Genomic DNA, 19034 nt, shown 5'->3' on the forward strand with positions numbered 1-19034 from the left:
TCAACTATTTAACGACTCATCATCTGCAACAAGCACTGATTCGTGTATCATCTCTGAAATGGTTGGATGAGGAAAAATCGTAGATTTTATGTCGAAGTCTGTTCCTTCTAGTTGCTTTACAAGAGCAAAATTGCTAATTAACTCCGTTACTTCTGCACCTATCATGTGGCTACCCAGAAGTTCGCCTGTCTTTTTGTCTATAATTGTTTTCACTAACCCTTCAGTTTCACTGAGTGCAATAGACTTACCATTAAAGTTAGAGTGAAATTTTCCTATTTTTACATCATACCCACCTTTTATTGCCTGTTCCTCAGTAAGGCCGATGCTCGCTACTTGTGGATGAGAATAAGTGCAATTTGGTATGCATTCTTTTTTTAATGCATGAGCACTTTTACCAGCAATCTTTTCAACGCAGATCACAGCTTCATGGCTTGCTTTATGTGCTAAACATGGTGGACCAGCTACATCACCTATTGCATACACATTTGATTCACTAGTTTCATACCATTCATTCATTTCAATAAAACCAGAAGGGCTTAATTTAATTTTTGTATTTTCTAAACCTATATTTTCAATATTTGCTTGAATTCCAACCGCAACAATCACCCTATCAAATTCTTTGCTTTCACCACTACTTAGTAGCACTTGAGCAGAGTCTTTACTTTTAGTAAGAGCTTTTACGCTACTGTTTGTATATATTTTTATCCCCTGTTTTGTGAATATTTCTTCTGCTAGGCCTGAAATGTCTTTATCCTCCAGCGGCAAAATAGTGCTCTTTATCTCTATGATTGTTACATCAACCCCCAAAGTACTATAAAAACTTGCAAATTCTATTCCGATTGCACCAGACCCTATAATTAGTAGTGATTTTGGTAATTTTCCCGGCATCATAGCATGCTGCGCATTCCATATTAAATCTCCATCTGCCTCTATTCCAGGCAGATTCCGTGACCTCACTCCTGTTGCTAAAATGATATGCTTGGAAACAATTTCTTGTTCTTCCTTATCGCCAGCAACTTTTATAGTACTATTGCCTGCAAGTTTACCAAAGCCTTGATGAACTTTGATGTTATTTTTTTTCATCAAATATGCAACACCGCTTGACAATTTATCAACAACGTTTCTTGAGTATTGCACTATTGATTGTATATCAAAACTCGCTCCCTTTACTTCTATACCAAACTCTTTTGATCTTTTTATTAGCCTATAAATCTCAGATGCTCTAAGTAGTGATTTTGTTGGTATACATCCCCAATTTAAGCATATACCGCCTAAATTTTTTTCTTTTTCTACAATTGCAGTTTTAAACCCAAGCTGTGCCGCCCTAATTGCTGCTATATAACCACCAGGACCGCTACCTATAACCGTAATATCATACTCATTCATCAGTTTTTTTCGTATTCAAAAAGATTATATATAACAGATGGAACCCGTATGATCAATATTCAGGTAGCTAACAACATAGAAACGAAAAAACTTACTTGACAAACTCCGCCAGCCCCCTTATTATGATAATAAGGGTATTTGTGACTCAAAACTTGTTTTTGACCTGCAGGCTCAATGACAAAATTCAGTAAAAAACTCAGAGTATTTATTGGCGGATTACATAAAATTATAGCGGCTGCATGTCTTTTTTATTTTTTCTACATTCAGCCAAATCGCGCTTATTTTAAGCGTTAGCACATTATTACAGCGCCACTTACAGTAATATAGAGTCAAAACTCGCTACTCGGGGCTTCTTTTGCCTTTTTTTTATTTGGTAAATTTCTTAAACATTTATAGCTAAACGACAACCGTCATCCCGCTACGTGTTAGCACCGCGGCGGTTGTAAGTTAAAAATATGTTATAAAAGAAACAAGAGGGAAGATAACTCTACTCACTATAGGAATAGAGCTATCACGGGCGTGTGCGCGGCGTTGGTGTTATAACAACCGTCTATATCAAGGTACACTAGCCCTATCCCTCGATACGTTTGAATAGTTGCATGGGACATATGTATGCACCCGTTTACAATCTTAAATCAATAAACTATCGAGGTTGTTAATATGGTTACATCTTATCAAAACTTTATTGGTATTGACATCGGAAAATTTAAAAATGTTGTTGCGGTTCACACACAGAAGAGTGTTGTCGAATTTGATAATAATGCTTCTGGTTGGCAACAATTGTTTAAAAAGTTTTCAGGTATCTTACCTAATTCTTTAGTAACTTTAGAAAATACAGGAAAATATGAGCTTGGTTTATCGCATTTTCTTATTGACAAGAATATCGCTGTACATCGAGCTAATACCCGTAAAGTAAAAAGCTTTATCTTGTCTCACGGAACTTTAGCAAAGTCTGATAAATCAGATGCAATGGCTCTTGCTCAGTATGCGCCATAGAACTCTTTCTCCCTACTTCTAAAGAACAATCAACTTTGATTGCACTTTGTCAACGTCGTGATGACCTTACACAAATGAGAGCCCAAGAGAAATGTAGGTTGGAAGCACCTGAAAATGACTACACAAAAAAAAGTTGCCAAAAAACCATTGACTTTTTTAACAGTCAGATAAATAAGCTCAATAATGCCATACAAAAAATCATTGATAAAAATCTAGAGTTACAGAAGCGCCAAAAAATTCTGAGAACAGTGCCAGGAATAGGTCCAAAGTTATCACAAGATTTTGTGTGTCTGATGCCGGAGCTTGGCTACTTAAACAGAAAAGAAGTAGCAAGTCTTGCTGGAGTTGCACCGCATCCAAAAGAAAGTGGAAAAGCTATTGGTTATCGAAGAATAACAGGCGGTAGAAGCAATGTTCGTACTAAGCTTTTTACGGCTGCAATGGCTGCTGCAAAGTCCAAATCTGCACTTGGTGCCTTTTATTCCAAGCTCATTGAAAGTGGTAAGAAGAAGATGGTAAGCTCTAATGCGTAAAATTATGGTTATTGCTAATGCCAGGCTTAAAGAAGCAGTTAATGTGAATTAAAAAATCTGCATAGAAAATAAGTTAACGAATATGTGCGTCCACACACACTTAAAGCACATATTCGTTAACCATAAAATCTAAGCAGTAACTGTTGTTTGATATAAAATTTTTCTATGATAAATTAGGGTGTTTATTGTCAAAAATGCATTTTCTAATTGAATAAAAATACAAAATTATAAACAAGAGTTGTAATAAAACTAAATTCAAAAAATTTAAAAAAAACATAGTTGATATGACGGTTCGTGGCGGTATGAAGGTTAAGCAATTCGTCATCCCGCTACTTGTTAGCGGGATCTCTTGTTAGCGGATGAGATACCGCGAATGAATCGCGGTATGACGGTTCGTGATGGTATGACGGTTCGTGACGGTATAACGGTTCGCGGTGGTATGACGTAAGACTGCTGTCATCCCGCAGCGGGATCTCTTGTTAGCGGATGAGATACCGCGAATGAATCGCGGTATGACGGTCTGCGGCGGAATGACGGTTCGTGGCGGAATGAAGGTTAAGCAATTCGTCATCCCGCTTCTTGTTAGCGGGATCTATTGCCGAGATACCGCGAATGAATCGCGGTATGACGGTTCGTGACGGTATGACGGTTCACGGTGGCATGACGGTTCGTGGCGGAATGAAGGTTAAGCAATTCGTTATCCCGCTGCTTGTTAGCGGGATCTATTGCTGAGATACCGCGGCGGTATGACGGTTCGCGGCGGCATGATGTAGAATTTTATACTCACCAACTCAGTATTCCAATCTGGATTGTATCTTATCGGTAAACAAGAAGAGCTATTTGAGGAAGTTTTTATAGGACTAAAACCAAAGAAAACTTGCATATAAGTTTATCAAGTGTAAAATTAGAGTTGTTTTAAAAGAATAGGTCAATTATGAATCTTGTAACAAAATCTGCTATCGATTTTACTGCTTCAGCTGTTCTCTCTGGTGGAGAAATTGTTGATGATTTCTGTCTGAGTAAGCGCATAAAAAATAAGTATGCTGTCCTTTTTTTCTATCCACTTGATTTTACCTTTGTCTGTCCAACTGAGTTGATATCATTTAGTAATAAAATAGAGGATTTTTCAAAACGTGGTGTTGAAGTGATAGGAATAAGTGTAGATTCAAAATTTTCACATTATAAATGGCGAAACACTCCAGTCAATGATGGTGGTATTGGAGAAGTTAGCTACACTTTAGTGTCTGATATCAAAAAGTCTATATCAAGAGACTATGGGGTCTTATATGATGACTCAATTGCGCTGAGAGCAACTTTCGTTATTGATGATAAATTTATTGTACGTCATCAATCAATAAATGATTTGCCTTTAGGGCGTAATATCGATGAGTTCGTTAGAATCGTTGATGCAATTAAACATAATGAAGAGCATGGTGAAGTATGTCCAGCAGGTTGGAAGAAAGGTAAGCCAGCAATGCAGGCAAGCGATGAAGGAGTAGCTGATTATCTAAACTCATACAGTGAAGAATTATAAATTTAGTACAAAAGTTCTTATTATTGGATCCGGGGCAGCAGGTTATGCTGCTGCTATATATGCAGCACGTGCAAACTTAGAGCCAATTGTAGTAACGGGAATGCAGCCTGGTGGTCAGCTTACAATTACTACAGATGTTGAAAACTATCCTGGTTTTGTTTCAATACAAGGGCCAGAACTAATGGAGCAGATGAGGTTGCATGCAGAAAAGGTTGGAGCAAAAATAATAGATGATGAGATAAAAAGCGTTGAACAACTTGAGGATTCTAATAAGTATAGATTTAGATCTTCTGGTAATATCAATGACTACTACTCGGATGCAATTATAATTGCATCTGGTGCGCAAGCGAAGTGGCTTGGTTTGGAGAGTGAAAAGGAATTTCAAGGTTACGGAGTTTCAGCTTGTGCAACTTGTGATGGTGCATTTTTTAGGAATAAAGTTGTAGCTGTGGTTGGTGGTGGAAACACTGCTGTTGAAGAAGCAATATTTTTAACTCGATTTGCCAAAGAAGTGATATTAATACACAGACGTGATAAATTGAGAGCGGAAAAAGTAATGCAAGATAGGCTCTTTAAAAATGATAAAATAAAAGTAATGTGGAACCATACCGTAGGGCAGATTCTTGGAGAAGAAAATCCAAAAAAAGTTACTGGTATTATAGTTAAATCAACGGAAGCTCAAGAGTTAGAAGTGGATGGAGTGTTCATTGCAATTGGGCATGCACCAAATACAGGTATTTTTAAAGGCTTTGTTGAAATGGATCAGCATGGTTATATAATTACAAAACCTGGAACAACTTTAACTAGTAAAGCAGGAGTATTTGCTTCAGGTGATGTTCAAGATAAGGTATATCGTCAGGCAGTAGTTGCAGCAGGAACAGGGTGCATGGCTGCACTTGATGCAGAAAAGTTTTTAGAGTCGTAGTTAATTCTAGGATTTTGAATAAATTACTTGCAATTTTCCTTTTCTTTTTCATAATTATATTAGTAAATTGTTAGGTAGGTTTAATATGCCTCATGGATGGAATAGTACAAGTACTACTGGTTACGGATATAATCAGAGAACTCCAGAACCGCTCGATGAACCAACACAAAAGTTATTTAAAGCTATTGATGATGAAAACCTAGAAGCTTTTAAACAAGCTTTGGAAGGAGATGCGAATGTTAATGCGTTTGATAAAGAAGGCATGACACCTTTGGCGTCCATAGTTACTAATTTGTCTGCAGGCTCTGGAACAAAAAAAGAGTATCAGAATATGATTAGGTTACTTCTACTACACCAGAGCATAGATGTTAATATTCGTGAACAAAATAATGGCAATACAGCTTTGCATCTAGCAATGTGCTTTCAGCAAAAGAAAACGTTACAGCTCTTACTAAGTCATCCAAACATAATCACTTATCTAACCAATAAAAAACAGCAAAATTCTGATGAATGTGCTAGACAAAATCGTGCTGAGTATTTGATAATAGAAATACAAAAAGCACGAAAAGGAAGAGAATTATTAGATGCTCTTTCTAGCAGAAACATTTACCAAGCGAAAAGACTATTAAATCAAGAGCTTAACCCTAATTGCTGGAAAAGAAGCCGAAGTGAAGAAATAGAAACGCCGCTTAGCTTAATTATTCAATCATGTTTACAAGAAATAACATCAGATAACAAAGAAGTATTGACAAAACTTTTAAAACATAAAGAGCTAGATTTTAGTCAAATAAAGCCAATACAAGCTATAGAGGGAAATTCGTGGGTGAAGCAAATAATTAAACAAGCTATTACAGAGCGATTAACCGCTACTATTAATAAAAAAGATTTAGATGATGTAAAAAAATTAGTAGAAGATAATTGCTTCATGAGTCATGCAATTGTTACTGCTGCATTGAGGGGTGTTAATAATCCAATCGAATCTATTACAAATTATCTAAATGAAAAATTTCCTGTAAGTGCAGAGCAACCTGTAGCAAATAAACATAATGTTCAACCAGAAATAAACGACGAATTCATTGCTCGAGAGTTGCAGCAGCTCGAAAACTTTAGAGATGAATTTGAAAGAAAAGAAGCTCAACTTACAGAGAAAAAAAAGAGCTAAAACAAAAGAAATTAAGTCAGCAAGCAGGGGTTAATGATCTAAGTAGTCGACTTACTCAACTTAGTAAAAAAATTGATCAAAGTAGAAAGCAATACAACTATGCTGTCGCTTCTCTTGTGTTGTCTGCAGCATTGGTTGTTGGTGCATGTTTAACAACACCTAATTTGGAAATATGTATTCCACTTGCTGTAACTGCATTTGCCTTCTTTACAATTGGATGCTACTGTTTATACAAAACAAAAACAGCACTTAGCGACGTTAGAAGCACTCAGCTTGGTAATGTTATCAGTCTAGAATGAAGTTAAGGTTTTGACTTCTTCTCCAAACTCTGCTGAAAATTTTTGTACATGTTAAAAACATCTTGATAACTGAGGTGAGTGTAAACTTGAGTGGTCTCAAGACTCGAATGACCAAGCAGTTGTTGTATTGATCTTATATCAATATCTTCCTGAAGCAAATGAGTAGCAAAACTATGACGAAATGCATGTGGAGATAAAATTTCTGGCAGATTTAATATTCTCCTTATTTTCTGCAAACGATTAGCCACATAAGTTCTTCCCAATTTTTTTCCTCTTACTCCCAAAAAAAGATATTGTGCTTCATCATTAATGCCAAGATAAGGACAGGCTTTTACATATTCCTGTATACATTTTTTTACTACCGGAAGAATGAATACCTGCCTTTGTTTATCTCCTTTACCTGTTACTATTAAACTTTCATTGTTAATATCACTAACCCCAAGGTTCAACGCTTCACTGATTCTTAAGCCTGTACCATATAGCAGGACGATAATTGCAATTTCTCTTTTTACCACCCAAGGTTCACCCAGGTCGGATAGTTTCATTTCTTTCAATAAAGTTTTTATATTAGATATTGAAAGTGCTTTGGGCAAAGTTCTTCTCTGAATTGGCCTTGATAAAGAAAATACAGCTTCATTGTCTATATTGTAGTTGTTTTTTATGTACTTGAAAAAATTTCTGATTACTGAGAGTGCTCGAGTGTTGGATCTTGCGTTTACACCTCTTGCGTAACGAGAGGTAAGCCAACTTCTTAACTCAGGTATGCTTAAATTTTTCAGAGTGCCAACATTTACTTCTCCACCAATGTGAGTATTTAGGAAATTTATAAGATCCTTCAAGTCCCTCATGTATGACTCTAAAGTGTTTGGTGAATAAGATCTGTTGCACCTCAGCCACTCATACCATTTTTCAATGATTGAACCGAGGTCCACAATTATTTTTTAAAGAAAGCATCGATGCACGCATCTCGAAAGGCTTCATTTATATCAGGATGAGAGTGACAAATTCTGTATATATCCTCTGCTGCTGCGCCATATGCCATTGCAACCGCTGCTTCGTTGATTAGCGTATCAGCGTATGCTCCTATGATATGCACACCTAGTATTGTATCTGCTCTGCTACAAGTCAGCACTTTCACGAATCCTTCATCATCATCAGTGATTTTTGCTCTGCCGTTTGCAGCAAATTGACATTTACCAACTTTGTACTTATAGCCAGCATTTTTGAGTTCCTCTTCGGCTTTACCGATCGAAGAAACCGCAGGGTGAGTGTAAATGACAGATGGTATAATTTCATAATCAACGTGAGGTGACTGTCCTGCTATTATCTCTGCAACTGCCACTCCTTCTTCCTCTGCTTTATGAGCAAGCATTGCTCCACCAATCACATCACCAATAGCAAATATTCCTTTCACATTAGTTTCATATCTGTTGTTAACTTGAACGAAACCACGATTATCTTTTTTTATTTTTTCAAGACCTTCAGTGTATGGTTTACGTCCTGCTGCCACCAATACCTTATCCGCCTCTATAGTGTTTGTTTGATTATCTTTTACAGAACAAACTTTCACACTCAAAGAGTTACTACTTTGTTTTATTCCCTCAACTTTAGTGCTAAGTAAAAATTTTATTCCTTGTTTTTGTAGACTAGAAAGTAGAGACTTACTTAATTCTCCATCCATTGCTGCAGCGATTCTGTCAAAAAATTCTACTACAGTGACTTCAGACCCTAGCCTCCTCCATACAGAAGACATTTCAAGCCCTATTGCCCCGGCTCCGATTACGACAAGTTTTTTTGGTACTTCAGTTAAAGATAGTGCACCGGTGGAAGAAATAATGTCTTTCTCATCGATATTAATTCCTGGCAAAGAAATAACGTCAGAACCGGTTGCAATTACTATATTTTTTGTCTTCAGCACCTTACCTTCAACTGAAACTTCAAGATTACCTTGGTCAAAAGAAGCAAGCCCATTGATTTTAGTGATTTTGTGAAGGTTAAACAGATATTCTATACCTTTTCCGAGTTCCTGAACTCTGGCGTCCTTATAACCTAGCATTTCTTTTAAATCGAAACTTGCATCCTTAATTTTTATGCCAAGCTTTGACAGATTATTTTTCGTGTGAGCATACTGATAGGAAGAATGGAGTAGTGCTTTGGAGGGTATGCACCCCACTCGCAAGCACGTACCACCAAAAATGCTATTTTTATCTATACAGGCAACTTTCAATCCAAGTTTTGCAGCAGCGATAGCACACTTATAACCGCCTGGACCACCACCTATAACAATCAGATCATAATCAATCATAAAGAACAAACCTATTTTCTAAAGAATAAACACCATTTCCCTCAGTTGTTACATATATTTTACCGTGAGTAAACACTGGAGTGTGAAACACATTACCAGGTACTTTGACTACCTTTCCTGCACTTTCAGATCCAGGAAAAGCAAACATTGAACTTTTATTGCTTGTCACCCACAGTGTATGGGCATGCATAATTGGAGCAAACAATTGCGTATTTTCTATTAAATCAGATGCCCAGACTGTTTCTCCATTTTTTATATCCAGGCCGATTATTTTATTATCTTTAGTTACTATAAAAATTCTTCCGCCTTCTTTTTGTTTCTCTGCAGGAATAAGAGGACTATAATATGACTCAATGTCTGATACACTTTTTACTTGCAGTGACTTTGACCATAAAATATTTCCTGATCTCACGTTAATACCATAAATATAAGAATTATTTGTAGCTATTAAAGTATCGCCAAGCACTCTCGGTGTAGTAGTTACATCTGTGAGCTGTGTATCCAAAAGGTTTGTAGCCAATTTTTGGCTCCACAATTTTTTACCGTCTTCATTAAAAGCTATTAACTCACCATTTGAAAATGGTGCTATTATTTTATCGTTAGAAATTGTTGGCGATATGGAATACAAACCTCGAACCTCATTGATACCGTTTTGATAAGCCCAAGCAGAGCTGCCATCTTTTATATCAAACACGTACAGATGATTATCAATAGTCAATACTACCAATTTATTATTTATTACTGCTGCTTTCCCTCTTACTGGAGCTCTCAATTCTTTTTCCCACTCAATCTTGCCAGTTTTTGCATCTATTGCGTGTAAAGTGTTATCGACTATAAAGAAAACATTTTTTTCATAATGCGATAGGCTCATGTTACCAATTTTTTTCCTATGTGAGAGGTGTAATTTCCAATTCATAGCCTTTGAGTTATCAATATCAAAGGAATATAAAGCGCCGTGCTTGTCTGATAAAATAACGCTACCTTCTGTAAGCACTGGAGCTACATATCCTTGAGATAGTTTTTTATCCACTAGACTTATTCGCTCGCTTGCCATTGTGTAACTGCTACACAATAACATTATTATAACAATTATTACTTTCATTACTTAGTTGAGAACAAGATTTATTAATATACATACTAGAAATCTTAATCACAATGAAAATGTTCTTGTTGTACGTTGAAACATTGATTTATGAACAGAATGTTATATTATTATGTAAAACCATACTCTTAGAGGTAATACACCTCATCCACTATGCGGCAACGTGCATAGCTGTATGAACATTGAGATATAAAAGTAATTTATACCAAGAATAAAGATGTCATCCGAGTAGCCTCTTTCTTGTCATCCGAGTAGCCCCTTTCTTGTCATCTGAGTAGCCTCTTTTCCTGTCATCCCAGTGCCCTGACTACTTGGATCCAGGAAACTTACCAAGTAAATGTACAATAAGAACTAGATTCAAGACTGGAATGACACCCTACTTAACCGTCATACCGCTGCGGTATCTCATCCGCTAACACATAGCGGAATGACGAATTACTTAACCGTCATTCCGCCGCGGTATCTCTTAGCCGCTAACAAGCAGCAGAACGTCATACCGCGATTCATTCGTGGTATCTCTTAGCATAGATCCCGCTAACACGTAGCGGGATGACGAGATCAGGGTGTCATGAAAGTAGCTGACACTGGTTTCCATCCAAAACAGCAGTAGCCCCTTCGGTGTCATTCCAGTGCCCAGACACTGGGATCCAGGAAACTTAACTCTACACTAAGTAAATGTACAATAAGAACTAGATCCCAGACTGGAATGACACCCTACTTAACCGTCATACCGCGATTCATTCGCGGTATCTCTTATTCGCTAACACGTAGCGGGATGACGATTGTCGTTTAGCTATAAATATTAAGAAATTTACCAAACGAAAAAAAAGGCAAAAGAAGACCTGGTCATTGTCTATTTTCAGTATTTGGCGTTTTTTAAATCTTAAACACTGCAATTTAGCTGCTTTTAAACGCAACTCACCTTAGTTTAAATGTTTAAGAAATTTACTAAGCAGAAAAAAAGGCAAAAGAAACCCCGCTTTAGCTAGTTGTCACTCTCTAATCCTGCAAATTGGCGTACTATACTGTCTTAAACGACTTATAAGCGCGTTTCAGCTTATGTAGGTAAAAACCCAGAAATGTTGTGAAGACATAAGGTGCACATAGTGCAAAAAATTAAAAATAAGACGCCAACTACGTTGTTTTCTTGCTGTTTAATCTGCACAGATGAAGATAACTGAATACCTTCACTATCATGATAAGGGGGCTGGCGAAGCTTGTCAAGTAAGTTTTTTCGTTTCTACTGAATGACAGTTGTGGCTTGGGAGGTAGTGCAAGAAGTCTACTGATGGCTTTCAAAGCAGTTGAGCTTAATTATTAGAGTAGTAATGTTTATTTTTATATTGACTATTGAGGTTTATTATTTTATAACTAAAAACTTAGTTATTTTAATGAGCTTGAGTTTATAACATATGCCTACGATAAATCAATTAATACGTAAAGGTAGATTAGGATTGACCCATAAGAAAAAGGTACCAGCTTTGGGAGAAAGCAACCCTCAAAGGAGAGGTGTTTGCACTAAGGTGTATACTACAACTCCTAGGAAGCCTAACTCAGCACTCCGTAAAGTAGCCAGAGTAAAAATTAGTGGGTATGGTGAAGTGACAGCTTATATACCTGGTGAAGGTCATAATTTACAAGAGCACTCTGTTGTTTTGATACGTGGTGGGCGGGTTAAAGATTTACCAGGTGTGCGTTATCACATAATAAGAGGTGCCCTTGATCTGCGTGGTGTGCAAAATCGAAAGAAAGCTCGTTCAAAATATGGTGTAAAGAAATCTGGTTAAAGTTTATGGCTCGTCGGAATAAAGCAAAAAAAAGAGAAATAAGTCCTGATTCGCGTTACGGCAGTGTTTTGTTGATGCGTTTCATTAATACAATCATGAAATGTGGTAAAAAATCTACTGCAGAAAAGATTATCTATGATGCTTTGTCTTTAGCTGAAAAGAAAATAGGCGAAGGTGGGTTATCAATTTTTGAAACAGCGGTAGAAAATGTTACTCCTTCTATAGAAGTGCGTTCTCGACGCATTGGTGGTGCAACTTATCAAGTGCCTGTTGAAGTTCGACAAGATAGAGCTATTTCTTTAGCGTTAAGGTGGATTGCTAAAGCAACTTCTGCTGCTCGAAAAAAGAGTGGAAAAATCACTGTTGATTGTTTGCAATCTGAAATACTGGACGCTTATAATAAACGCGGTGGTGCGTTTAAGATGTGCGAAGAAAAATATAAAATGGCTGAGGCTAATAAGGCATTTTCTCATCTTCGTTTTTAATGTTAGCTAATTAATTGTGATATGGAAATTGGGATATCTAAATACAGAAATATAGGAATAATGGCTCACATAGATGCTGGTAAGACTACCACAACAGAGCGTATTTTATTTTATACTGGCAAGCAAAATAGAATTGGTGAAGTGCACGATGGGGCAGCTTCTATGGATTGGATGGAGCAGGAAAAAGAGCGTGGTATTACAATCACATCTGCTGCAACAACATGTTTTTGGAATGATCATAGGGTCAATATAATAGACACTCCAGGTCACGTTGATTTTACTATTGAAGTTGAGAGATCTTTAAGGGTTTTGGATGGTGCAGTTGCTGTATTTGATGGAGTTGCTGGAGTTGAACCTCAATCTGAAACAGTTTGGCGTCAAGCTGATAAATATAGCGTTCCTCGTATTTGCTTTGTTAATAAGATGGATAGAATAGGGGCAAATTTTTATCGATGTGTTGATATGATAAAGACGAAGCTTGGTGCAGCACCTTTAGTCATTCAGTTGCCAATAGGAAGTGAGAAAGATTTCAAAGGTATAATTGACCTTATTTCTATGAAAGCCATTATATGGCAAGAAGAAACGTTGGGCGCTAAATTTTCTTATGAAGATATTCCTTCTGATTTGCTTGACAAGGCTCAAGAATATCGAAATCTTTTATTAGATGCTGCAGCTGAGATGGATGATGAAGCGATGAATACTTACTTTGAGTCTAACGATCTGCCAGTGGATTTACTGAAAAAATGCGTGAGAAATGGGACCATTAAAGGAAAATTTGTTCCTGTATTATGTGGATCAGCTTTTAAAAATAAAGGCGTACAACCACTTTTAGATGGTGTGGTTGATTTTTTACCTTCTCCTATTGATGTTGATGTAATTGTTGGAACTGATCCTAAAGATTCAGAAAAGAAAATTGAGATCAAACCTTCAGAAAAAGAGAAATTCGTTGCTCTTGCATTTAAAGTGATGACGGATAAGTTTGTAGGTAGCTTGACGTTTATTCGTATTTATTCTGGTAAGTTAAAATCTAAATCTGCTGTATTAAATGCAGGAAAAAATGAGACTGAAGGAATTGGCAGAATGCTGCTTATGCATGCAAATAACAGAGAAGATATAAACGAAGCTAAAGTTGGTGATATAGTTGCCTTAGTTGGATTAAAGAGAACAATTACTGGCGACACTTTATGTTCATCTGATTTTCCTATATTATTAGAGCGTATGGAATTTCCTGAGCCTGTTATTGAAATTGCCGTGGAACCTAAAACTACTTCAGATCAGGAAAAATTAGGTGTTGCTTTAAATAGATTGGTTGCAGAAGATCCTTCTTTAAGAGTGTCAGTAAATGCGGAGAGTGGACAGACTATATTGAAAGGCATGGGTGAGCTGCATCTTGAGATTATTGTTGATAGAATGAAGCGCGAGTTTAACGTTGAAGCTAACGTCGGTGCGCCTCAAGTTGCATATCGTGAAACTATCACTAAATCTGTTGAAATTGATTACATTCATAAAAAACAATCTGGTGGTGCTGGCCAATTTGCAAAAGTAAAGATTATATTTGAACCTCTTGAGCCTGGTTCTGGGTTTCAATTTGAAAGTAAAATTGTAGGTGGTGCAATTCCAAAAGAATATATTCCTGGTGTACAAAATGGTTTAGAGTTGATAAAAGAAGGAGGCATGATCTCTGGTTTTCCGGTTATTGATTTTAAGGCTACCCTTATTGATGGTGCTTTCCATGAAGTTGATTCTAGTCCTTTAGCTTTTGAACTTGCTGCTAAAGGTGCTTTTAAAGAGATGGCAAATAAAGCTGGTCCAAAAATGTTAGAACCTATAATGAAAGTTGAAATCATTACGCCTGAAGAGTATATGGGTGATATCATGGGCGATGTAAATAGCAGAAGGGGGCAAGTTTCAAGTATGGAAACGCATAATAGTAGCACTATAATTCTTGCTTTCGTACCTCTTGCAAATATGTTTGGTTATATAAATGTTTTGCGTTCTATATCTCAGGGAAGAGCTCAGTATAGTATGCATTTTTCTTATTATGAACAAGTACCACAATATGTGGTTGATGAGTTAAAGTTAAAGTATAATTAAGGGTAATAATTATGACAGCAGTAGTGGAAGCATTTGGAAAGCCGCATGTAAATGTGGGAACAATAGGACATGTGGATCATGGGAAGACGACGTTAACAGCGGCGATAACAAAGCATTATGGAAATTTTGTAGCGTACGATCAGATAGATAAGGCGCCAGAAGAAAGGAAAAGGGGGATAACGATAGCAACAGCGCATGTTGAGTATCAGACGGAAAAAAGGCATTATGCACACGTTGATTGTCCTGGACATGCTGACTATGTAAAGAACATGATAGTAGGTGCAGCACAGATGGATGCGGCAATATTGGTAGTGTCGGGGGTTGATGGGCCAATGCCACAAACGAGAGAGCATATATTGCTAGCGAAGCAGGTAGGTGTTGGATATATCGTGGTGTATATAAATAAAGCTGATGTTGCTGATGCTGATATGATAGATTTGGTAGAGATGGAAGTGAGGGAATTGCTGAATAAATACGGATTTCCAGGGGATGAAGTGCCTGTGGTAGTGGGGTCTGCATTGAAAGCGCTGGAGGATGACAGCAGCGAATATGGAAAGAAATCAATAGATAAATTGATGGAAAAGTTAGATGAATATGTGGCAGTTCCACCAAGGCCTGTGGATTTACCATTTTTATTGCCAATCGAGGATGTATTTTCGATATCGGGGCGAGGAACGGTGGTAACAGGAAGGATAGAGAAGGGGGAGATAAAGACGGGAGAAGAGATAGAGATAATAGGTCTGAAAGCGACGCAAAAGACGATATGCACAGGTGTAGAAATGTTTAAGAAGTTGCTAGATAAGGGGAGTGCAGGACTCAATGTAGGAATATTGCTCAGAGGAACAAAAAGAGAAGAAGTGGAGAGAGGGCAAGTATTAGCAAAACCGGGGACGATAACGCCGCATAGAAAGTTTAGGGCGGAGGTTTATATATTAAAGAAAGAGGAAGGAGGAAGGCATACACCATTTTTTGCGAATTACCAGCCACAGTTTTATTTAAGGACAACGGATGTAACTGGGAGCATAAAATTGCTAGAAGGGAAGGAGATGGTAATGCCAGGAGATAATGTGAGTGTAGAAGTAGAATTGCAAGTACCGATAGCAATGGATAAGGGATTGCGTTTTGCGATAAGAGAAGGCGGTAGAACTGTTGGTTCTGGTGTTGTTTCTGAAATTTTGGAGTGAGAGTTTGAGTTATAGGAGTGTAGCTCAATTGGTAGAGCGCTGGTCTCCAAAACCAGAGGTTGTAGGTTCAATTCCTATCGCTCCTGCATTAATGTTGTGGTGAAAATGTTAAAAAGTTTGTGTGTTTTTTTCTATGATATAAAGCAAGAAATACGAAGGATTGCTTGGGTAAAGAAACAGGAGGTGTTGTCATCTCTATTTGTTGTGATGATTGTTATATTATGCTTTTCGATTTTCTTCTGTTTCGTGGATTTTATGTCTCTTTACGTAATTAAGGCTTTATTTGGAATTATTTATGGAATGTGAATATAAATGGTATATCATTAGAGTTGATTATGGATATGAGCAAAATATACGCGAATTGGTAAGTAATGCTGTTTATTTTAAGAAAGTGTTTATTCCTTATCAAACGGTATGTAATTCAAAGTCTGATATAAAAGAGTTATGTGAAGTGTATGTATATATGCATCTATGTGATGAAAGCAAAAATATTTTGAATCAAACGCCTGGATTCTGCAGTGGTGAATCTGGTGATTTTGAGATGATTTCAGATGATGAGATAAGTTTAAAGTGTAAAGAATTTAATAGATATAAATGGTATATCTTGAGAGTTGCTTCCAATTGTGAAGAGAAAGTGCGCCAACATATATTGGAAAATTCTATGAGATTGAGTGTTAATGGTTACTTTAAGGAAGTTTTTATTCCATATGAAGAGCTAAGTGAAGTAGAGTTGAAATCTAAGAAAATTGCTACACGAAGGAAATGCTTTCCTGGTTATGTCTTTTTATACGTGAATTTATGCGATGAAGTATTGAATTTTATCAATAATATACCAAAATCTCTTAAGGTTTATGGGTTTTTGAAAAATGGTAATATTCCAAAGGTGATTTTGGACGATGAGATTCACTCAATGTGTAATGCACTTTATAATGCTCAAGAGACAAAGAAGTTAGGTTATGGTTATGAAAAAGGTGAAAAAGTGAAAATTAATGATGGTCTTTTTCAAAATTTTACTGGTAAGGTAAATATGGTAAACGATGAGAAAAAAATTATTAATGTGGAAGTATCAATTTTAGGTAAGCCGACAATAATAGAGCTTGATCTGGCTCAAGTAGAAAAAATAGAGGATTAATTATGAGTGTTATAGTTGCTAAGATTAACTTACTTATGGAAGCTGGGAAAGCAATTCCAGGACCGAAAATTGCTTCAGTACTTGGTCCACGTGGTATACCTGTTCCTAAGTTTTGTGAAGCTTTTAATAAAGTTACTAGCGCTGCTAACGCTAATTATAAAGTAGGCGATTTAGTAACAGTGCGAATTTCCATAAAGGATGATCGCTCTCATGATTTTACTGTCAGCGGTCCACCTGTGGCTTATTTACTTAAGCAGGAGGCTAAATTAAGTAAAAGTTCTGGTAATCCTGGTAAAGAATTAGTGGCTAAATTACCTATGTCTGCTATAATTAAAGTGGCAAGGTGCAAGATGGTTGATATGAAAATGGATAATGAAGATTCAGCAGTGAAAATGGTTGTAGGCACTGCAAAATCTATGGGTATAGAAGTTGTGGAAGGTTAGATAAATGAATACATATAATGATAATCCTAAGCAGTGTTTGAAGAAGATTATTGAGTCTGCTTCAGCAAAATTTAATGAATCAGTTGATATTGCAGTCAATTTAGGCGTAGATTCACGTAAATCTGAAGAGCAGGTGCGTGGTACAGTAGTTTTGCCTAAAGGTATCGGGAAGAATATTAAAGTAGCTGTTTTCGCTCAAGATAAACATTTATTAGAAGCTGAAAAAGCTGGTGCTGATATTGTAGGAGGAGAGGATTTAGTTGAAGAAATAAAAAAAGGTAGAAAATTAGATGTTGATTGGTGCATTACTACTCCTGGTTTTATGGCAAAAATCACTCCTATTGCAAAAGTATTGGGTGCTAAAGGGCTGATGCCTAACCCTAAATTTGGTACTGTGACTTCTAACATTGCAGAAGCTATTAAAACCATTAAGTCTGGTCAGATAAAATTTAGAACAGATAAAAATGGTGTTATTCATGGTAAATTAGGAAATATTAAATTTGATATTGATGACTTGCTAGAAAATTTAAAAGCCTTTCTTAAAGTAATTAAAGATAATAAACCTATTTCTGCGAAAGGAATTTACTTTAAGGGTGTTTTTTTAAATTCAACTATGGGTGAAGCTTATAAGATAAGTAAAGTGGAAGATATAATTTAAGGGAGTGATACCGTGAAGCGTAAAAATAAGGATGAATTTATACAGAGCACAATAAACGTATTTGTAAATAATGATTTCTTGATATTAGTAAATTTTAAATCTATAAATGCTAATGATTCATTAACTCTGAGGAATAGCCTGAAGTCTATAGCAGGTGGGGTATTAGTAGTTAAAAACACTCTAGCGCGCTTGGCTTTGGAAAGGACTGGTAAATTTTCTTATTTATCAGGTAAATTTTCTGGTTCTGTTGCTATTATATACTCTAGTGGCATAGTAGAAGTTGCAAAGTTAATAGTTGATTTTATTAATGCTAACAAAGAAAAAATGTCTGTGATTTGCGCGGCTCATATAAATGAATTGTTAACAGTGGAAGATGTTAATAAACTGGCTAAGTTGCCTTCTCTGGATGAATTGCGTGTTAAAATTATGCGTTTAATATCTTATGATATTCCTGCTCGATTGGCGTTGTCTATTAATTCATCTTCTATGAGGCTTATGAGAGTTTTGGATTATTATAGTTCTAAAAAATAAATTTGTTGTTAAGTAAGGTGGTAATTATGAGTAATGTAACAAGTGATTTGGTTGATAAAATATTATCTTTAAACCTATTAGAGGCTTCTGAACTTGTAAAAGTTCTAGAAGAGAAAATAGGGTTTCCAGCTGGTTCTTTTCTTGGTGGGGCTGTTGGTGCTGGGGCGCCTATTAGTGATAATGCTGCTGCTCCTGCTGCTCAAGAAAAAGCTGAGTATAAAGTTGTGATTAAAGAAATTGATGCGAGTAAAAAAATAGGAGTTATTAAAGCTGTGAGAGAAGTTAATTCTACATTGGGTTTAAAAGAAGCAAAAGAGTTGGTTGAATCTTTACCTAAAGATTTAACTGCTAATGTTCCTAAAGACGAAGCAGAAAAAATCAAGCAAAAACTTATTGAAGCAGGAGCAACTAAAGTGGAGCTTGAATAATATTTAATGTATTAATTTTATATTTATATAGCTCTTTTAATTAGTTTGGG

Annotated in this window: 22 protein-coding genes, 1 tRNA gene and 1 pseudogene; 18 read left to right on the forward strand and 6 right to left on the reverse strand. The window is 36.4% G+C overall.

Annotated elements, in window-relative coordinates; translation table 11 throughout:
• Positions 1–1386 (reverse strand): dihydrolipoyl dehydrogenase, encoded by a 1386-nt coding sequence (lpdA, locus tag NHG98_RS00120; RefSeq protein ID WP_096616003.1) that lies wholly within the window; start codon positions 1384–1386, stop codon positions 1–3.
• Between the two features lie 660 nt (positions 1387–2046).
• Here lpdA (NHG98_RS00120) and NHG98_RS00125 point away from each other — a divergent pair.
• From NHG98_RS00125 to NHG98_RS00155, 7 genes and pseudogenes are all read left to right on the forward strand, one after another.
• Positions 2047–2967: pseudogene (locus NHG98_RS00125) on the forward strand (IS110 family RNA-guided transposase).
• Between the two features lie 448 nt (positions 2968–3415).
• A complete protein-coding gene (locus NHG98_RS00130; RefSeq protein ID WP_259245409.1) occupies positions 3416–3553 on the forward strand; it encodes a hypothetical protein in 138 nt (45 codons plus the stop codon).
• Positions 3495–3647 carry a hypothetical protein gene (locus NHG98_RS00135; RefSeq protein WP_259245410.1) on the forward strand — a complete coding sequence of 51 codons (153 nt, stop codon included), beginning with the start codon at positions 3495–3497 and terminating at the stop codon, positions 3645–3647. Before NHG98_RS00130 ends, NHG98_RS00135 begins: the two co-directional genes overlap by 59 nt.
• A 202-nt stretch (positions 3648–3849) precedes the next feature.
• The gene (locus tag NHG98_RS00140; RefSeq protein ID WP_096617719.1) at positions 3850–4449 is read left to right on the forward strand and encodes a peroxiredoxin; all 600 of its coding nucleotides are present in this window, start codon (positions 3850–3852) and stop codon (positions 4447–4449) included.
• Positions 4436–5374, forward strand: a complete 939-nt coding sequence (trxB, locus tag NHG98_RS00145; protein ID WP_096617721.1) for a thioredoxin-disulfide reductase — start codon at positions 4436–4438, stop codon at positions 5372–5374. Before NHG98_RS00140 ends, trxB begins: the two co-directional genes overlap by 14 nt.
• Positions 5375–5459: 85 nt before the next feature.
• Positions 5460–6536: an ankyrin repeat domain-containing protein gene (locus NHG98_RS00150; RefSeq protein ID WP_259245411.1), complete on the forward strand. Its 1077-nt coding sequence runs from the start codon at positions 5460–5462 to the stop codon at positions 6534–6536.
• Positions 6537–6652: 116 nt separating this feature from the next.
• Entirely contained in the window at positions 6653–6835 is a 183-nt protein-coding gene (locus NHG98_RS00155) for a TomO hydrophobic C-terminal domain-containing protein (protein WP_259245412.1), read from the forward strand.
• Positions 6836–6837: 2 nt separating this feature from the next.
• On the opposite strand, the gene NHG98_RS00160 is transcribed toward NHG98_RS00155, so the two are convergent.
• The 5 genes from NHG98_RS00160 to NHG98_RS00180 all read right to left on the reverse strand — a co-directional run bounded on the left by NHG98_RS00160 (position 6838) and on the right by NHG98_RS00180 (position 11159).
• Positions 6838–7767, reverse strand: coding sequence for a tyrosine recombinase XerC (locus tag NHG98_RS00160; RefSeq protein WP_096676711.1), 930 nt, complete (start codon positions 7765–7767; stop codon positions 6838–6840).
• Between the two features lie 2 nt (positions 7768–7769).
• Entirely contained in the window at positions 7770–9140 is a 1371-nt protein-coding gene (lpdA, locus tag NHG98_RS00165) for a dihydrolipoyl dehydrogenase (RefSeq protein ID WP_096617725.1), read from the reverse strand.
• A complete protein-coding gene (locus NHG98_RS00170) occupies positions 9133–10242 on the reverse strand; it encodes an outer membrane protein assembly factor BamB family protein (protein WP_096617727.1) in 1110 nt (369 codons plus the stop codon). Before NHG98_RS00170 ends, lpdA (NHG98_RS00165) begins: the two co-directional genes overlap by 8 nt.
• Before the next feature lie 466 nt (positions 10243–10708).
• Positions 10709–10837 (reverse strand): hypothetical protein, encoded by a 129-nt coding sequence (locus tag NHG98_RS00175; RefSeq protein ID WP_259245413.1) that lies wholly within the window; start codon positions 10835–10837, stop codon positions 10709–10711.
• A gap of 142 nt (positions 10838–10979) precedes the next feature.
• Positions 10980–11159: a hypothetical protein gene (locus NHG98_RS00180; protein ID WP_259245414.1), complete on the reverse strand. Its 180-nt coding sequence runs from the start codon at positions 11157–11159 to the stop codon at positions 10980–10982.
• A 495-nt stretch (positions 11160–11654) separates the two neighbouring features.
• Between NHG98_RS00180 and rpsL the strand changes: the two genes are divergently transcribed.
• The 11 genes from rpsL to rplL all read left to right on the forward strand — a co-directional run bounded on the left by rpsL (position 11655) and on the right by rplL (position 18984).
• On the forward strand, positions 11655–12029 hold the full coding sequence (gene rpsL / locus NHG98_RS00185) for a 30S ribosomal protein S12 (RefSeq protein WP_006279787.1): 375 nt from the start codon (positions 11655–11657) through the stop codon (positions 12027–12029).
• Between the two features lie 5 nt (positions 12030–12034).
• Entirely contained in the window at positions 12035–12514 is a 480-nt protein-coding gene (rpsG, locus tag NHG98_RS00190) for a 30S ribosomal protein S7 (RefSeq protein ID WP_096617553.1), read from the forward strand.
• Positions 12515–12535: 21 nt separating this feature from the next.
• Positions 12536–14608, forward strand: coding sequence for an elongation factor G (gene fusA / locus NHG98_RS00195; RefSeq protein ID WP_096617551.1), 2073 nt, complete (start codon positions 12536–12538; stop codon positions 14606–14608).
• 11 nt (positions 14609–14619) lie between these two features.
• Positions 14620–15792, forward strand: a complete 1173-nt coding sequence (gene tuf, locus NHG98_RS00200; RefSeq protein WP_096617024.1) for an elongation factor Tu — start codon at positions 14620–14622, stop codon at positions 15790–15792.
• A gap of 13 nt (positions 15793–15805) precedes the next feature.
• Positions 15806–15878 (forward strand) — tRNA-Trp (locus tag NHG98_RS00205).
• 19 nt (positions 15879–15897) lie between these two features.
• The gene (gene secE, locus NHG98_RS00210) at positions 15898–16098 is read left to right on the forward strand and encodes a preprotein translocase subunit SecE (protein ID WP_205517846.1); all 201 of its coding nucleotides are present in this window, start codon (positions 15898–15900) and stop codon (positions 16096–16098) included.
• The gene (gene nusG / locus NHG98_RS00215; RefSeq protein WP_096641429.1) at positions 16088–16924 is read left to right on the forward strand and encodes a transcription termination/antitermination protein NusG; all 837 of its coding nucleotides are present in this window, start codon (positions 16088–16090) and stop codon (positions 16922–16924) included. Before secE ends, nusG begins: the two co-directional genes overlap by 11 nt.
• Positions 16925–16926: 2 nt before the next feature.
• Positions 16927–17367, forward strand: a complete 441-nt coding sequence (locus NHG98_RS00220) for a 50S ribosomal protein L11 (protein WP_096641430.1) — start codon at positions 16927–16929, stop codon at positions 17365–17367.
• Positions 17368–17371: 4 nt separating this feature from the next.
• Complete coding sequence (gene rplA, locus NHG98_RS00225) at positions 17372–18025, forward strand: 50S ribosomal protein L1 (RefSeq protein WP_096641431.1); 654 nt, start codon at positions 17372–17374, stop codon at positions 18023–18025.
• A gap of 12 nt (positions 18026–18037) precedes the next feature.
• Positions 18038–18556 (forward strand): 50S ribosomal protein L10, encoded by a 519-nt coding sequence (gene rplJ, locus NHG98_RS00230; RefSeq protein WP_096641432.1) that lies wholly within the window; start codon positions 18038–18040, stop codon positions 18554–18556.
• A 26-nt stretch (positions 18557–18582) separates the two neighbouring features.
• The gene (gene rplL, locus NHG98_RS00235) at positions 18583–18984 is read left to right on the forward strand and encodes a 50S ribosomal protein L7/L12 (protein WP_096641433.1); all 402 of its coding nucleotides are present in this window, start codon (positions 18583–18585) and stop codon (positions 18982–18984) included.
• Positions 18985–19034 lie beyond the last annotated feature (50 nt).

The organism is Wolbachia endosymbiont of Aedes albopictus, assembly GCF_024804185.1.
In the GTDB taxonomy this organism is placed as follows: domain Bacteria; phylum Pseudomonadota; class Alphaproteobacteria; order Rickettsiales; family Anaplasmataceae; genus Wolbachia; species Wolbachia pipientis_B.

Excerpts from the sequence above, each read along its gene's own strand:
- lpdA (WP_096617725.1), bottom strand. The coding sequence starts at position 9,140 with ATGATTGATTATGATCTGATTGTTATAGGTGGTGGTCCAGGCGGTTAT.
- NHG98_RS00170 (WP_096617727.1), bottom strand. The coding sequence starts at position 10,242 with ATGAAAGTAATAATTGTTATAATAATGTTATTGTGTAGCAGTTACACA.
- NHG98_RS00130 (WP_259245409.1), top strand. The coding sequence starts at position 3,416 with ATGAATCGCGGTATGACGGTCTGCGGCGGAATGACGGTTCGTGGCGGA.
- NHG98_RS00150 (WP_259245411.1), top strand. The coding sequence starts at position 5,460 with ATGCCTCATGGATGGAATAGTACAAGTACTACTGGTTACGGATATAAT.
- NHG98_RS00220 (WP_096641430.1), top strand. The coding sequence starts at position 16,927 with ATGAGTGTTATAGTTGCTAAGATTAACTTACTTATGGAAGCTGGGAAA.
- rpsG (WP_096617553.1), top strand. The coding sequence starts at position 12,035 with ATGGCTCGTCGGAATAAAGCAAAAAAAAGAGAAATAAGTCCTGATTCG.
- fusA (WP_096617551.1), top strand. The coding sequence starts at position 12,536 with ATGGAAATTGGGATATCTAAATACAGAAATATAGGAATAATGGCTCAC.
- NHG98_RS00175 (WP_259245413.1), bottom strand. The coding sequence starts at position 10,837 with ATGGAAACCAGTGTCAGCTACTTTCATGACACCCTGATCTCGTCATCC.
- rplA (WP_096641431.1), top strand. The coding sequence starts at position 17,372 with ATGAATACATATAATGATAATCCTAAGCAGTGTTTGAAGAAGATTATT.
- rplL (WP_096641433.1), top strand. The coding sequence starts at position 18,583 with ATGAGTAATGTAACAAGTGATTTGGTTGATAAAATATTATCTTTAAAC.
- lpdA (WP_096616003.1), bottom strand. The coding sequence starts at position 1,386 with ATGAATGAGTATGATATTACGGTTATAGGTAGCGGTCCTGGTGGTTAT.
- secE (WP_205517846.1), top strand. The coding sequence starts at position 15,898 with ATGTTAAAAAGTTTGTGTGTTTTTTTCTATGATATAAAGCAAGAAATA.
- nusG (WP_096641429.1), top strand. The coding sequence starts at position 16,088 with ATGGAATGTGAATATAAATGGTATATCATTAGAGTTGATTATGGATAT.
- tuf (WP_096617024.1), top strand. The coding sequence starts at position 14,620 with ATGACAGCAGTAGTGGAAGCATTTGGAAAGCCGCATGTAAATGTGGGA.
- rpsL (WP_006279787.1), top strand. The coding sequence starts at position 11,655 with ATGCCTACGATAAATCAATTAATACGTAAAGGTAGATTAGGATTGACC.
- NHG98_RS00140 (WP_096617719.1), top strand. The coding sequence starts at position 3,850 with ATGAATCTTGTAACAAAATCTGCTATCGATTTTACTGCTTCAGCTGTT.